At 55.7% G+C, this 14828-nt stretch carries 11 protein-coding genes; 8 read left to right on the plus strand and 3 right to left on the minus strand.

The annotated features are described in order from the left end of the window. The first annotated feature begins 60 nt into the window (after window positions 1-60). The 3 genes from NYE85_RS05490 (at window position 61) to NYE85_RS05500 (ending at window position 4793) form a co-directional block, all read left to right on the plus strand. Window positions 61-1440 (plus strand): DASS family sodium-coupled anion symporter, encoded by a 1380-nt coding sequence (locus NYE85_RS05490; protein WP_259003584.1) that lies wholly within the window; start codon window positions 61-63, stop codon window positions 1438-1440. A 290-nt stretch (window positions 1441-1730) separates the two neighbouring features. Continuing rightward, complete coding sequence (locus NYE85_RS05495) at window positions 1731-3020, plus strand: dicarboxylate/amino acid:cation symporter (protein WP_259003586.1); 1290 nt, start codon at window positions 1731-1733, stop codon at window positions 3018-3020. A gap of 279 nt (window positions 3021-3299) precedes the next feature. After that, entirely contained in the window at window positions 3300-4793 is a 1494-nt protein-coding gene (locus NYE85_RS05500; protein ID WP_259003588.1) for a pitrilysin family protein, read from the plus strand. Here the strand turns inward: NYE85_RS05500 and ppiC are convergent, their stop codons facing one another. Then, window positions 4794-5075: a peptidylprolyl isomerase PpiC gene (gene ppiC / locus NYE85_RS05505; protein WP_259003590.1), complete on the minus strand. Its 282-nt coding sequence runs from the start codon at window positions 5073-5075 to the stop codon at window positions 4794-4796. It abuts the gene before it with no gap. Window positions 5076-5182: 107 nt separating this feature from the next. Here ppiC and rep point away from each other — a divergent pair, with 107 nt between their 5' ends. Next, window positions 5183-7207, plus strand: a complete 2025-nt coding sequence (gene rep, locus NYE85_RS05510; RefSeq protein WP_259003592.1) for a DNA helicase Rep — start codon at window positions 5183-5185, stop codon at window positions 7205-7207. 37 nt (window positions 7208-7244) lie between these two features. Here the strand turns inward: rep and ppx are convergent, their stop codons facing one another. Continuing rightward, window positions 7245-8744 carry an exopolyphosphatase gene (gene ppx / locus NYE85_RS05515; RefSeq protein WP_259003595.1) on the minus strand — a complete coding sequence of 500 codons (1500 nt, stop codon included), beginning with the start codon at window positions 8742-8744 and terminating at the stop codon, window positions 7245-7247. A 5-nt stretch (window positions 8745-8749) separates the two neighbouring features. After that, window positions 8750-10036: an ATP-dependent RNA helicase RhlB gene (gene rhlB, locus NYE85_RS05520; protein ID WP_259003596.1), complete on the minus strand. Its 1287-nt coding sequence runs from the start codon at window positions 10034-10036 to the stop codon at window positions 8750-8752. 131 nt (window positions 10037-10167) lie between these two features. On the opposite strand from rhlB, the gene trxA reads away from it, so the two are divergent. The 4 genes from trxA (at window position 10168) to wzzE (ending at window position 14753) form a co-directional block, all read left to right on the plus strand. Further along, window positions 10168-10494 (plus strand): thioredoxin TrxA, encoded by a 327-nt coding sequence (trxA, locus tag NYE85_RS05525; protein WP_259003597.1) that lies wholly within the window; start codon window positions 10168-10170, stop codon window positions 10492-10494. Between the two features lie 548 nt (window positions 10495-11042). Beyond that, the gene (gene rho / locus NYE85_RS05530) at window positions 11043-12302 is read left to right on the plus strand and encodes a transcription termination factor Rho (RefSeq protein WP_004957310.1); all 1260 of its coding nucleotides are present in this window, start codon (window positions 11043-11045) and stop codon (window positions 12300-12302) included. 281 nt (window positions 12303-12583) lie between these two features. Next, entirely contained in the window at window positions 12584-13681 is a 1098-nt protein-coding gene (gene wecA / locus NYE85_RS05535; RefSeq protein WP_071586646.1) for a UDP-N-acetylglucosamine--undecaprenyl-phosphate N-acetylglucosaminephosphotransferase, read from the plus strand. Window positions 13682-13700: 19 nt separating this feature from the next. Further along, window positions 13701-14753, plus strand: a complete 1053-nt coding sequence (wzzE, locus tag NYE85_RS05540) for an ECA polysaccharide chain length modulation protein (RefSeq protein ID WP_259003598.1) — start codon at window positions 13701-13703, stop codon at window positions 14751-14753. Window positions 14754-14828: the final 75 nt, after the last annotated feature.

Genomic DNA, 14828 nt, shown 5'->3' on the forward strand with positions numbered 1-14828 from the left:
AGATCCCTTCTGGTACATTTTGTTACAAGAGCGCCAGGTCACGCGCTAGGGACAATAATCATGGCTGATACTCCTCTGACACCCTCTACGGCTTCGCCGGCAACGCGTCGTGGGCTGCTAATCCTGGTTGCCGACATTATTCTGTTCGCGGTGTTGCTGAAGACATTGCCTTTTAGCCCACAGGAAAACACCGGCCTGGCGCTGCTGGCATTCATCGGTATTCTCTGGCTGACCGAGGCCATTCACGTCACCATTACCGCACTGCTGGTACCGATCATGGCGGTGGCGTGCGGCATGTTGAACGTGGACAAGGCGCTGGCGTCTTTTGCCAACCCGACCATTTTCCTGTTCTTCGGCGGCTTTGCTCTGGCGACGGCGCTGCATATTCAGAAGCTGGATCGGCTGATCGCCAACCGTCTGCTGATGCTGGCCGGCGGTAAGATGCTGTTGGCGGCCCTGATGCTGTTTGGTGCAACCGCGGTGTTGTCGATGTGGATCAGCAATACCGCGACGGCGGCGATGATGTTGCCGCTGGCGCTGGGGATCCTGAGCAATCTGGATCGCGAACGTGACCACAACACTTACGTGTTTCTGCTGCTCGGCATTGCCTACAGCGCCAGCATCGGCGGCCTGGGCACCATGGTCGGCAGCCCGCCAAACGCCATTGCCGCAGCGCAGCTGGGGCTGGACTTTGTTGGCTGGATGAAGTTCGGCATCCCGGTAATGGTGGTGCTAATGCCGCTGATGGTCGGCACCTTATACCTGCTGTTGCGGCCGAACATGAAGCACCGCTTTGACATCAAACTGGAAAACTTCCCATGGACCCAGTCGCGCTGGGTTACGCTTGGCATCTTCCTGTTGACGGTATTCTGCTGGATCTTCAGTAGCCAGCTCAGCGGACTGCTGGGCGGCATCAAGCAATTTGATACCCTGGTGGCGGTGGGTGCGGCGGTGTTGATCGGCATCAGCGGTGTCGCCAGCTGGTCGCAGATTCAGCAAAATACCGAATGGGGCGTGCTGATGCTGTTCGGCGGCGGCCTGACGCTGAGCGTCATCCTGAAGGATTCCGGCGCCAGTGCGGTGATGGCGGAAGGCATGGCCTCGCTGTTCGGCGCCAGCCACTGGTTCATCATCATCCTGGCAGTGGCGACCTTTATCATCTTCTTGACCGAATTCACCAGTAATACCGCCAGTGCCGCGCTGTTAGTGCCGGTATTCGCCACCGTCGCGGAAGCGTTGGGGATGCCGTCGGCGCTGCTGACAATCGTGATCGGTATCGGTGCCTCCTGCGCCTTTATGCTACCGGTGGCAACGCCGCCAAACGCCATCGTTTACGGTACCGGCGAAATTCGCCAGCGTGAAATGGTGCGAGTCGGCTTCTGGCTGAATATTATCTGCGTGCTGGTCGTGACGCTGTTTGCCTGGTTCGTCTGGCGCTAACCTCCTTTACCGGCGGCTGCTGCGGTCGCCGGTAACCTCCCCGTTGGTCAATGTCCGAAAAGCGCGAGTCTTTGCTACCTCCATTGAGGTAGTGCAAAGAAAGGCTTACGTAATTTACATCCTTGCATCTCTACTGAAGCGATTCGGCTCTTAAAAACACATCGTTAATCCCGAGGGGAGCAACAAATTATTTCCATGTTGTTATACGGGTGTTATTTTCCGCGCAAGCGAAGAGCAGTGGGAAAATCGTTATCTGACTCTGTTGCGCGGCTCCCCCATAGGATGTACTTATGAAACCAACTATCTTTAAAAGCCTCTATTTCCAGGTGTTGACCGCGATTACGTTGGGCATCTTGCTTGGGCATTTTTATCCTGACCTCGGCGCTCAAATGAAACCACTGGGCGATGGTTTTGTTAAACTCATCAAAATGATTATCGCTCCGGTGATTTTCTGCACCGTGGTGACCGGCATCGCCGGTATGGAAAGCATGAAGGCGGTGGGTCGCACCGGCGCCATTGCGTTGCTGTATTTTGAAATCGTCAGCACCCTCGCGCTGATTATCGGTCTGGTGATCGTCAACGTGGTGCAGCCGGGCGCCGGCATGAACGTCGATCCGGGAACGCTGGACGCCAAAGCGGTGGCGGTTTACGCCGAACAGGCACAGCAACAGGGTATCATTCCGTTCTTGCTCGACATCATTCCCGGCAGCGTGATCGGTGCCTTCGCCAGCGGCAATATTCTTCAGGTGCTGCTGTTTGCGGTGCTGTTCGGTTTTGCCTTGCACCGCCTGGGTGACAAGGGGCAGCTGATCTTCAATGTGATCGAAAGTTTCTCCAGCGTAATTTTCGGTATTATCAACATGATCATGCGGTTGGCGCCGCTGGGTGCCTTCGGTGCCATGGCGTTTACCATTGGTAAATATGGCGTTGGCACGCTGGTGCAGCTCGGCCAGCTGATCCTGTGCTTCTATGTTACCTGCATCCTGTTTGTGGTCGTGGTGCTGGGCTCGATCGCCCGTGCCAACGGTTTCAGCATCTTCAAGTTCGTCAATTACATCAAGGAAGAGCTGTTGATCGTACTGGGCACCTCGTCCTCCGAGTCGGCGCTGCCACGCATGCTGGACAAGATGGAGCGATTGGGCTGCAAGAAATCGGTGGTAGGCCTGGTGATCCCCACCGGCTATTCATTCAACCTGGACGGCACCTCGATTTACCTGACGATGGCGGCGGTGTTCATCGCTCAGGCCACCAATACCCATATGGACGTAATGCATCAGGTGACGCTGCTGGTGGTGCTGCTGCTGTCGTCGAAAGGCGCGGCAGGGGTGACTGGCAGCGGCTTTATCGTCCTGGCGGCAACCATTTCGGCGGTGGGCCATCTGCCGCTGGCTGGCCTGGCGCTGATCCTGGGGATTGACCGCTTTATGTCGGAAGCGCGTGCGTTGACCAACCTGGTGGGCAACGGCGTGGCGACGGTGGTGGTGGCCAAGTGGTGTAAACAGCTGGACGCCAAACAGCTGCATGCTACGCTGAACAACAAGAAGGGCGAGCGGGTTGATGAGACGCGTACGTTGTCCTGAGACTGACAAAGCTTAAGTAATATCAGTATAAAACCTCGGCTGCTGCGGCAGCCGAGGCTATTATCTTTCCCTCCATGCGTTTTTTCTCTACTAAAAATCCTGCTAATGATTATTTTTCGCTTCAACCAGTGACATCCGGCCAGGCATGTGGTCAAACACAGTGGTACACTTTCTGCTTTCCGCCCCACTGTGAAACTCAGGGCGTATTTTTATGATTCCATTGAATGGAATACCGGTATTTGCATAAATAAATTGGATAGTCATTAAGTAGGGGTTCACATGCAGGGCACCAGAATTCATCTTATGGTTGGTGGGCTATTGCTGGCCGCGGCCAGCAGCAGCGTGCAGGCTGAAGCGCTACAACCCGATCCTGCCTGGCAGCAGGGTACGCTTGCCAACGGGTTTTCCTGGCAGATTCTTGATACGCCGCAACGGCCGAGCGATCGCGTCGAACTGCGGTTGATGGTCAACACCGGATCGCTGGTTGAATCTTCCCAGCAGATCGGTTTTGCCCATTTGTTGCCACGCCTGGCAATGGCGCGCAGCGAAAGCTTTACCCCGGCACAGCTACGTTCGCTATGGCAGCAGGGCGTGGACAACGACCGCCCGTTGCCGCCGGCGATCGGGTCTTATGACTTCACGATGTACAACCTCAGCCTGCCGAACAACCGGCCGGATCTGCTGAAAGAAGCGCTGGCCTGGCTGTCGGATACCACCGGCAGGTTGGCGATTGACGAGCATACGGTACGCGCGGTGATGAACTCCAGCGTCGATCCGATCGGCATTTTCCCGCCTAATCCGCAAGATCCCTGGTGGCGTTACCGGTTGAAAGGCTCGACGCTGCTGGCGCACGATCCTGGTCAGCCGGTAAAGCGGCCGGTGAATATCGAACAGCTGAAGAAATTCTACCAGCAGTGGTATACCCCAGACGTGATGACGCTGTATGTGGTCGGCAAAGTGGACAGCCGCAGCCTGAGTGAACAGATCAACAAGGCGTTTTCGTCGCTGGAAGGCAAGCGCGAAACCCCGGCCACCATGCCGACGCTGACGCCGTTGCCACTGCAGCCGGTCAGCCTGATGAGCGAGACGGTCAAGCAGGATACGCTGTCGATCATGTGGGATACGCCATGGCACCCGATCCGCGATTCTCAAAATCTGAGCCGCTACTGGCGCAGCGATCTGGCGCGTGAGGCGCTGTTCTGGCACTTGCAGCAGGCGTTGGAAAAAAGCCCGCAGAAAGACGCCAAGCTGGGCTTTGATTGCCGCGTGCAGTATCAGCGTGCGCAATGCGCCATCCACCTGGAAACGCCAAACGCCAATCTGAATCCTGGACTGGAATTTGTTGCCGGTGAAATGGCCAACGTGCGCAACAACGGCCTGACGCAGCAAGAGTTTGACAGCCTGCTGGCGCAGAAAACCGCGCAGTTGAGCAAGCTGTTCGCCACTTATGCACGTACCGATACCGACGTGTTGATGAGCCAGCGCCTGCGTTCGCAGCAAAGCGGCGTGGTTGACATCGCACCTGAGCAGTACCAGCAGTTGCGACAGGCGTTCCTGTCGGGGTTGACGCTGGAAGCGCTGAACCAGGAGCTGAAACTGCAGCTTTCACAAGATGCCACGCTGGTGTTGCTGCAGCCGAAAGGCGAGCCGGAAGTGAACATGAAGCAACTGCAGGAAAACTATAATCGCATCATGATGCCGGCACCGGCGGTGGTCACAGAAGAGGTGAAACCGGTGGAAGGCGCTGCGCCGACGGAAGCCGGCGCGCAGTAGTCAATTGCGGTAGAGCACCTTGATAATATGATAGCCGAATTGGGTCTTGACCGGCCCATACGGCTTCAGCAGCGGTATGCTGAATACCGCTTTGTCAAACGCCGCCACCATGGTGCCCTTGTTGAATTCCCCCAGCGAACCGCCGTTGCGTTTGGAGGGGCAACTGGAGTATTTGCGTGCCAGCGTATCGAAGCTGACGCCACGCTTTAGTTTGGCCAGCAGCTCGTTGGCCAGCTTTTCGTTATCTACCAGTATATGCAGCGCGCTCGCGGTTTTTGCCATGGGTTGAGTGCCTTCGTGATGTTTTGCAAGAATAGCGGCGATTATACCGCTTAACGCTTTCTGCTACACTTCCCTCCCACGTTTAGACAGTTGAGCCATAAAGCGCCATGCGATTGAACCCCAGCCAACAGCAAGCCGTCGAATTCGTTACTGGACCGTGCCTGGTTTTGGCCGGTGCCGGATCGGGTAAAACGCGCGTCATCACCAACAAGATTGCTCACCTGATCCACCATTGCGGCTATCAGGCGCGTCATATCGCGGCGGTTACCTTCACCAACAAGGCCGCGCGCGAAATGAAAGAACGCGTGGCGCAAACGCTGGGTCGCAAGGAAGCGCGTGGACTGATGATATCGACCTTCCACACGCTGGGGCTGGACATCATCAAGCGCGAATACAAGGCGCTGGGCATGAAATCCAACTTTTCCCTGTTCGACGACCGCGATCAGCTGGCGCTGCTGAAGGAACTGACCAAGCAATTTCTGGAAGAAGACAAGACGCTGCTGGCGCAATTGATCACCACCATTTCCAATTGGAAAAACGACCTGATCGATCCGGCGCGGGCGATGGAAGTGGCGCGTTCGCAGCGCGACAAGCATTTTGCACACTGCTATGGCCTGTACCACGCGCACATGCGGGCGTGTAACGTGCTGGATTTTGATGATCTGATCCTGCTGCCAACGCTGTTGCTGCAGCGTGATCCAGAAGTGCGCGAACGCTGGCAACAGCGTATCCGCTATCTGTTGGTGGATGAATATCAAGATACCAATACCAGCCAGTATGAACTGGTGAAGCTGCTGGTGGGCAACCGCGCACGCTTTACCGTGGTCGGCGATGATGACCAGTCGATCTACTCCTGGCGCGGCGCGCGGCCGCAAAACCTGGTGCTGCTGAAGGAAGATTTTCCGGCGTTGCAGGTGATCAAGCTGGAACAGAACTACCGCTCTAGCGAACGCATCCTGAAAGCGGCGAACATTCTGATCGCCAATAACCCGCACGTGTTCGAAAAGAAACTGTTTTCCGAACTTGGTTACGGCGAGGCGCTGAAAGTGATCACCGCCAATAACGAGGACCACGAAGCAGAACGGGTGGTCGGCGAGCTGATTGCCCACCACTTTGTCAAAAAAACCAATTACGGCGATTATGCGATTTTGTACCGCGGCAACCACCAGTCGCGAGTGTTTGAGAAAATGCTGATGCAGAACCGCATTCCGTACAAGATCTCTGGCGGTACCTCGTTTTTCTCCCGACCGGAAATCAAGGATTTGCTGGCCTACCTACGGGTGCTGACCAACCCTGATGACGACAGCGCCTTTTTGCGCATCGTAAATACCCCCAAGCGTGAAATCGGGCCGACGACGCGGCAAAAGCTGGGGGAGTGGGCCAACCTGCGCAGCAAGAGTCTGTTCGACGCCAGTTTCGATCTTGGCCTTGGCCAGCACCTGTCCGGCCGTGGGCTGGAGTCTTTGCAGCGTTTCACCGGCTGGCTGAAAGGTATTGCCGAACTGGCGGAGCGTGAACCGGTGGCGGCGGTGCGCGATCTGATCCATGGCATAGATTACGAAAGCTGGCTGTTTGAAACTGCCACCAGCCCTAAGGCGGCGGAAATGCAGATGAAAAACGTCAATACGCTGTTCGGCTGGATGACCGAAATGCTCGAAGGCAGCGAACTGGACGAGCCGATGACGCTGTCCCAGGTGGTGACCCGCTTCACCCTGCGCGACATGATGGAACGTGGGGAAAGTGACGAAGAGCTGGATCAGGTTCAACTGATGACGCTGCACGCCTCGAAGGGGTTGGAATTCCCATATGTGTTCCTGGTGGGGATGGAGGAGGGGTTATTGCCGCATCAGAGCAGCATTGACGAAGATAATGTCGATGAAGAGCGGCGTTTGGCCTACGTGGGGATAACCCGCGCCCAGAAAGAGCTGATTTTTACCCTGTGCCGTGAACGACGCCAGTACGGTGAACTGGTGCGCCCGGAGCCGAGCCGATTTTTGCTGGAGCTGCCGCAGGACGATTTGGCATGGGAAACCGAGCGCAAGGTGATAAGTCCGCAGGAGCGCATGCAGAAAGGGCAAAGCAACGTGGCCAATATTCGCGCGATGCTGGCAAAAGCCAAAGGCGGTGGCTAAGCAAAAGAGCGGATTCGGCAGGCCGAATCCGCTGCCATCAAGATTGTTCTTCGAGCAGTAGCGGCCAGTGGACGTAGCTCTGCCAGTGGCTTTCCTGATCCAGTGCTTCGGCGCGCAGCGGGTGCTGTTCCAGCCAGCCGCGCGGCAGAATGACATGCAACGCTTCGTCATTGGCGTTGGCGCGCAGCCTGACGGCCGGCAGCGTATCGTCACGACGGCGGCTGGCGAAGATGATCGCCAGACGCAGAATGCGACACAAATGCTGCGCCATACGCGGCGGAACGGCATTTTGCTGACTCAGCAGGGTTAAATCGAGCGGGTTGCTCTGATTTTGCAGCAGGGTGGCTAACAGTTTTTTCTGCGCCGGCGTAAAGCCGGGCAGGTCCAAATGGCGAATCAGGTAGGCGGCATGTTGCGGCGCCTGTTTGAAATCAACGCTCAGACCGATTTCGTGAATCAGACAGGCGGCATGCAGCAATTCACGACATCGCGCATCCAGTTGCCATTCATTGGCCACCTGCTGCGAAAAATTGCCGGCCAGTTGGCTGACCCGCGCCGCCTGCTCGGTATCCAGCAGATAACGGCGCTGCAAATTACGAATGGTGCGGCTGCGGATATCCTGCTCAACCGGCAGATGCAGCATGCCGTACACCAGACCTTCGCGTAGTGCGCCGCCGGCCAGCGTCATGCTTTCGATACCTAATTCCTGGAAAATCGCCAGCAGGATCGATAGCCCGCTTGGAAAGACCAGCGCACGCTCCAGCGTCAGTCCTTCGATTTCCAGCTCTTCCAGCTTGCCGCACTGAATCGCCCGCTGTTTGAGCTGACGCAGCTTCGGCAGGGTGATGCGCTCATCCATACCCTGCGCCACCATGATTTCCTGCAACGCCTGAACGGTACCGGATGCGCCAACGCAAATCTGCCAGCCATGCGCGCGCAGCTGTGGCGCCAACGGCCGCACCATTTCACGAGCGGCCAGTTCGGCACGGTCGAAGTTATCCCGCCCGAGGTTGCGATCGCTAAAGAAGCGCTCCAGCCAGGTAACACAACCCATCGACAGGCTGTACAGCTGGGCGGCCTGGGCGCCGGTGCCGGTGACCAGTTCGGTGCTGCCGCCGCCGATGTCGACCACCAGGCGCTGGTCCGGGCCACCGGTGGTATGCGCCACGCCGTGGTAAATCAGACGCGCTTCTTCTTCGCCGCTGATCACCTGCACCGGACAGCCGAGGATCTGCTCGGCGGTGTGCAGGAATTCACCGGCGTTGGACGCCAGGCGCAGCGTTGCGGTGGCCACCACGCGGATCTGATCGCGCGGGATGTCCTGCAGCCGTTCGGAAAACAGCTTTAGGCACTGCCAGCCACGCTGCATTGCCTCATGGGATAGGTGATTGTCATGATCCAGCCCCGCCGCCAGGCGAACTTTACGCTTGATGCGCGCCAGGGTCTGGATGCTGCCAGCCACCTCGCGCACCACCAACATATGGAAACTGTTGGAACCAAGATCGATAGCGGCATATAGCGTGCTGGAACTGAGCATGAATATCAGCCTGAACGTTTACGGTTGTTACGTGGCGCGCCGCCGCGGCGCGGCGATGAATTGCGACGCGGGCCATTGCCGCCGCGCGGGCGCGACAGACGTTTCGGTGCCGGCAGATCGGTCAGCAGCGCGTCGCTGTTGTACTTGCTCACCGGGATACTGTGACCGGTATAGGTCTCGATCGCCGGCAGGTTGAGCGCGTATTCTTCGCAGGCCAGGCTGATGGAATGACCGCTTTCGCCAGCACGACCGGTACGACCGATGCGGTGAACGTAGTCTTCACAGTCGTCAGGCAGATCGTAGTTGAAGACGTGGGTAACCAAAGGAATGTGCAAGCCGCGTGCGGCAACGTCGGTGGCGACCAGAATGTCCAGATTGCCTTTGGTAAAGTCGTCCAGAATGCGCAGGCGTTTTTTCTGCGCCACGTCGCCGGTCAGCAGGCCCACGCGGTGACCGTCAGCGGCCAGATGGCCCCAGATGTCTTCGCAGCGGTGCTTGGTATTGGCGAAGATGATGGCGCGATCCGGCCACTCTTCTTCGATCAAGGTCTGCAACAGACGCATTTTTTCTTCGTTGGACGGGTAAAACAGTTCTTCTTTGATGCGGTGGCCGGTTTTCTGTTCCGGTTCAACTTCCACGTATTCGGCGTTGTTCATCTGCTCGAAGGCCAGTTCGCGTACGCGGTAGGACAAGGTGGCGGAGAACAGCATGTTCAGACGTTGATCGACCGCAGGCATGCGGCGGAACAGCCAGCGAATATCTTTGATAAAGCCCAGATCGTACATCCGGTCGGCTTCATCCAGCACCACTACCTGGATTGCACCCAGATCGATGTAGTTCTGCTTGGCGTAGTCGATCAGGCGACCGGTGGTGCCGATCAGGATGTCAACGCCGCTCTCCAGCACTTTCAGCTGCTTGTCGTAGCCGTCGCCGCCGTAGGCCAGCCCCAGCTTGAGACCGGTGGTGTCGGACAGCGCCTGTGCATCGGAGTGGATCTGCACCGCCAACTCACGCGTTGGTGCCATGATCAAGGCACGCGGCTGGTTGGTCTGACGATCCTGTTTTGCCGGATGAGAAAGGAGATAATGAAAAGTAGACGCCAAGAATGCCAGCGTCTTTCCGGTACCGGTTTGCGCCTGACCCGCAACGTCACGCCCAGCGAGCGTGAGCGGCAATGCTAACGCCTGAATGGGCGTGCAATTGTGAAACCCTTTTTTTTCAAGGGCTTCAAGGACTAACGGGTGCAGGGCGAAGTCGGAAAACTTCTGTTCGGTCAAGTGTGTTTTGCTCATAGTGTGGTAGAATATCAGCTAACTATTGCTTTACGAAAGCACATCCGTTGAAATAAACGCGGTGAAAGAGAATCACCTTGTGTTGGTTGATGCTACACCAACAAGGTAGACATAATCCTGTGGAGTAGAACATGAGCGATAAAATTATTCACCTGACAGACGACAGCTTCGCTGACAAGGTCTTGCAAGCCGAAGGGCCAATCCTGGTCGACTTCTGGGCTGAATGGTGTGGTCCGTGCAAGATGATTGCTCCGATCCTGAATGAAATTGCCGATGAGTTCGACGGCAAGTTGACCATCAGCAAGCTGAACATCGACGAAAACCCGGCCACCGCACCGCAATACGGTATCCGTGGGATTCCAACGCTGTTGCTGTTCAAGAACGGTGAAGTGGCGGCGACCAAGGTCGGCGCGCTGTCCAAGGGCCAGCTCAAAGATTTCCTGAACGCGAATCTGTAATCGGGCAGGGTGCCTCGGGAGCACGGCGTGCTGGTGGCGAAGCATATTCACCGCCAGACCCCGTTAACCGGCGCTGCCACCGTGCAGCGAGTGTGCTCCCCTGGCGTTCTGCATATCGGGGGAGTGTGCGCCGGCCAGCTGGATACGGCTTCGATGATGAAGGGTATAGACGCCTGCCAAGAAGCGTGTTAAGTTTAACCATACTGCATATAGAACTTGCCCGAAGTTTTAAATCTAAAGAGTTTGAATCTAAAGCGTTACTCTGTGTCAAACCACTGGCGTTGCCATCAACCTGAGCCCGGCCCGTGTTTTTGACAATCAAGGTTTTGACAATCAAACGGTTTTGCAAAAATCAATTTTAAGGCACCTTCGATCTTAAACCGCCAGCACGCATGTCCCAGGTAAACCATTTCTTACCTCGACGGCTCCGGCCCGGTGATCGAACGTCCAGTAAACAGGCACGAAGACCCCGATGACGGGTACCTCACGCTGCCATACCATTCACGTTATAAGTTCGAGACATACCCCGAGTTTAAGAACCCACCATTATGAATCTTACCGAATTAAAGAACACGCCGGTTTCTGAGCTGATTACTCTCGGCGAAAATATGGGGCTGGAAAACCTTGCCCGCCTGCGTAAGCAGGACATCATCTTCTCCATTCTCAAGCAGCATGCGAAAAGTGGAGAAGATATTTTCGGCGACGGTGTGCTGGAGATATTGCAGGATGGATTTGGTTTCCTCCGCTCCGCAGACAGCTCCTACCTTGCCGGTCCCGACGATATCTATGTTTCTCCTAGCCAAATCCGCCGTTTCAACCTTCGTACAGGTGATACCATCGCCGGTAAGATCCGTCCGCCAAAAGAAGGCGAGCGTTATTTTGCCCTGTTGAAAGTGAACGAAGTCAACTACGACAAGCCGGAAAACGCCCGTAGCAAAATTCTGTTTGAAAACCTGACGCCGCTGCACGCCAATTCGCGTCTGCGGATGGAACGCGGCAACGGCTCGACCGAAGATCTGACCGCTCGCGTACTGGATCTGGCATCACCGATTGGCCGTGGCCAGCGTGGCCTGATCGTTGCGCCGCCAAAAGCCGGTAAAACCATGCTGTTGCAGAATATCGCGCAGAACATTGCCTACAACCACCCAGACTGTGTGTTGATGGTGCTGTTGATCGACGAGCGTCCGGAAGAAGTAACCGAAATGCAGCGTCTGGTGAAGGGCGAAGTGGTCGCGTCAACCTTCGACGAACCCGCGTCCCGTCACGTGCAGGTTGCGGAAATGGTTATCGAAAAGGCCAAGCGCCTGGTTGAGCACAAAAAAGACGTTATCATTCTGCTCGACTCGATCACCCGTCTGGCTCGTGCCTATAACACCGTGGTACCGGCGTCCGGCAAGGTATTGACCGGTGGTGTTGATGCCAACGCCCTGCACCGTCCAAAACGCTTCTTCGGCGCCGCGCGTAACGTGGAAGAGGGCGGTAGCCTGACCATTATCGCCACCGCACTGGTTGATACCGGTTCGAAGATGGACGAGGTCATCTACGAAGAATTTAAAGGTACCGGTAACATGGAATTGCACCTGGCGCGTAAAATCGCCGAGAAGCGTGTATTCCCGGCGATCGATTACAATCGCTCCGGTACCCGTAAAGAAGAACTGCTTACCACTTCTGAAGAACTGCAGAAAATGTGGATCCTGCGTAAGATTATTCACCCAATGGGCGAAATCGATGCGATGGAATTCCTCATCAACAAATTGGCAATGACCAAAACCAATGACGAGTTCTTCGATATGATGAAGCGCTCATAGTTTTAGTAAAATTTAAAAAACGCCACGCCTTTGCCGTGGCGTTTTTTGCTTTTGGCGGATACGATACATTGAAGTAATGGAAACGTAAGTTGTTCTAGCGACTTATTGAGAATCCATCTTATTGCGGCATTTATTGATTTGCGTTGTTGCATTATCGGTAGGGTTGGCCAAATGAGAATGAATTCCTGTCGTCATAGGAAATGACTGAAAGGTAGTGGTATTTATGGTGCAAAATTTCGACCGTGATAAGCTACCTCATCCTCAAGAGAGACCTGTTAACTGTGAACTTACTCACTATGAGTACTGAAATTTTATTTGTCTTCCTGTTTTCTTTGGCTTTTCTGTTTGTTGCCCGTAAGGTAGCAAAACGTATTGGTTTGGTTGACAAGCCAAATTATCGCAAACGTCATCAGGGGTTAATCCCTCTGGTCGGCGGTATTTCCGTCTACGCCGGTCTGTGTTTCGCCTTCCTTATCTCCGACCAAACGATTGCGCATGGTAAACTATATCTCGCATGTGCCGGGTGTTTGGTATTCGTTGGTGCTCTGGACGACCGTTTTGACATTAGCGTAAAAATACGTGCCACCATTCAGGCGCTGGTTGGCGTGGCAATGATGGTATTTGCCGGTCTCTATCTGCGCAGCTTCGGCTACGTGTTCGGTAATTGGGAAATGCTGCTGGGGCCGTTTGGCTATCTGGTGACGCTGTTCGCGGTGTGGGCCGCCATTAACGCCTTCAATATGGTCGATGGCATCGACGGTCTGCTCGGCGGGCTGTCCTGTGTGTCGTTTGGCGCGTTGGGCGTCTTGCTGTATGGCAGTGGTCATACGGAACTGGCTTTCTGGTGTTTCGCCATGCTGGCTGCGATCGTGCCGTATATCCTGCTCAACCTCGGTATCCTTGGCCGTCGTTATAAAGTCTTTATGGGTGATGCCGGTAGTACCTTGATTGGCTTTACCGCCATCTGGCTGCTGCTGCAAAGTTCTCAGGGGCCAAGCCATCCGATCAAACCGGTGACGGCGCTGTGGATTATCGCCATACCGCTGATGGACATGATTGCCATTATGTATCGTCGTCTGCGCAAGGGTATGAGCCCGTTCTCGCCGGATCGGCAGCACATCCACCATTTGATCATGCGAGCCGGCTTCACGCCTCGGCAGGCATTTGTGTTAATCACGCTGGCGGCGGCCATCCTGGCGGCGATCGGCGTCATGGGCGAATGGTTAACATTTATCCCTGAGTGGGTAATGTTGGCACTGTTCTTGCTTGCTTTTTTCTTCTACGGTTATTGCATCAAACGCGCCTGGCGCGTTGCTCGCTATATCAAGCGCGTCAAACGCCGCATCCGGCGCTCGACGGGCGATAAGCAGGTATTATAAAAGAGGCTTTTGGGCAGAGATGATTCCAGAGACAACGACTGACAAGAACACCCCGACAATGGATAACGAGCTTGATATTCGAGGTCTGTGCCGCACCCTATGGCGCGGCAAACCGTGGATTGTCGGCATTGCGGTGTTGTTCGCCGCGGTTGCGCTGATCGTTTCTTATCTGGTGAAACAGGAATGGAGCGCTACGGCCATCACCGACAGGCCAACGGTTAACGCGCTGGGCGGCTATTATTCTCAGCAGCAGTTTTTGCGTAACCTGGATGTCCGGACCATGCCGGCGGTGACGACCGATCAGCCGAGCATCGCCGACGAAGCCTATAATGAATTTATTATGCAATTGGCGGCGTATGATACCCGTCGGGATTTCTGGTTGCAGAGTGACTACTACAAGCAGCGTCAGGAAGGCGATGCGCGTGCCGACGCCGCGCTGCTAGACGAGTTGATCGCCAATATCCAGTTTACGCCGCGTGATGACAAGAAAACGCCGAACGATGGGGTCAAACTGACGGCTGAAACCTCGACGGACGCTAATCGCCTGTTGCGCCAGTACGTGGCCTTTGCCAGCCACCGCGCCGCCCTGCATTTGAATGAAGAAATACAGGGCGCCTGGGCTGCTCGTACCACCTCGATGAAGGCACAGGTCAAGCGGCAGGAAGCGGTAGCGGATGCGGTCTACAAGCGTCAGATGAATACCGTCCAGCAGGCGCTGAAAATCGCCGAAAAGCAGGGTATTGGCCGTACGCAGACCGATACGCCGGCCGAACAGTTGCCGGACTCCGATCTGTTCCTGCTGGGCAAGCCGATGTTGCAGGCGCGTCTGGAAGGATTGCAGGCCTCGGGCCCAACCTACGATCTGGATTACGACCAAAACCGTGCCATGTTGACTACCTTGAACGTCGGGCCGACGCTGGATGACAAGTTTCAGACTTACCGCTATTTGCGAACGCCGGAAGAACCGGTAAAACGTGATAGCCCAAGGCGTGTATTCTGGTTGATCCTGTGGGGCGCAATTGGTGGCCTGATTGGCGCTGGCGTCGCCTTGACGCGGCGGCCGAAAAAGTAAAACCATTATAATAATTCTCTGATGGGCGCATAAGCGCCCTATTTGCAGGTACGCCTGCGATTAACCGACCAAAAG

Origin of the sequence: Serratia sp. AKBS12, assembly GCF_024793895.1 — a bacterium.
In the GTDB taxonomy this organism is placed as follows: domain Bacteria; phylum Pseudomonadota; class Gammaproteobacteria; order Enterobacterales; family Enterobacteriaceae; genus Serratia_F.

What these genes read in the sequence shown, in the direction of transcription:
- NYE85_RS05490 (WP_259003584.1), top strand. Translation starts at nt 61, where the DNA reads ATGGCTGATACTCCTCTGACACCCTCTACGGCTTCGCCGGCAACGCGT.
- rhlB (WP_259003596.1), bottom strand. Translation starts at nt 10,036, where the DNA reads ATGAGCAAAACACACTTGACCGAACAGAAGTTTTCCGACTTCGCCCTG.
- ppiC (WP_259003590.1), bottom strand. Translation starts at nt 5,075, where the DNA reads ATGGCAAAAACCGCGAGCGCGCTGCATATACTGGTAGATAACGAAAAG.
- wzzE (WP_259003598.1), top strand. Translation starts at nt 13,701, where the DNA reads ATGATTCCAGAGACAACGACTGACAAGAACACCCCGACAATGGATAAC.
- NYE85_RS05500 (WP_259003588.1), top strand. Translation starts at nt 3,300, where the DNA reads ATGCAGGGCACCAGAATTCATCTTATGGTTGGTGGGCTATTGCTGGCC.
- rho (WP_004957310.1), top strand. Translation starts at nt 11,043, where the DNA reads ATGAATCTTACCGAATTAAAGAACACGCCGGTTTCTGAGCTGATTACT.
- NYE85_RS05495 (WP_259003586.1), top strand. Translation starts at nt 1,731, where the DNA reads ATGAAACCAACTATCTTTAAAAGCCTCTATTTCCAGGTGTTGACCGCG.
- rep (WP_259003592.1), top strand. Translation starts at nt 5,183, where the DNA reads ATGCGATTGAACCCCAGCCAACAGCAAGCCGTCGAATTCGTTACTGGA.
- trxA (WP_259003597.1), top strand. Translation starts at nt 10,168, where the DNA reads ATGAGCGATAAAATTATTCACCTGACAGACGACAGCTTCGCTGACAAG.
- ppx (WP_259003595.1), bottom strand. Translation starts at nt 8,744, where the DNA reads ATGCTCAGTTCCAGCACGCTATATGCCGCTATCGATCTTGGTTCCAAC.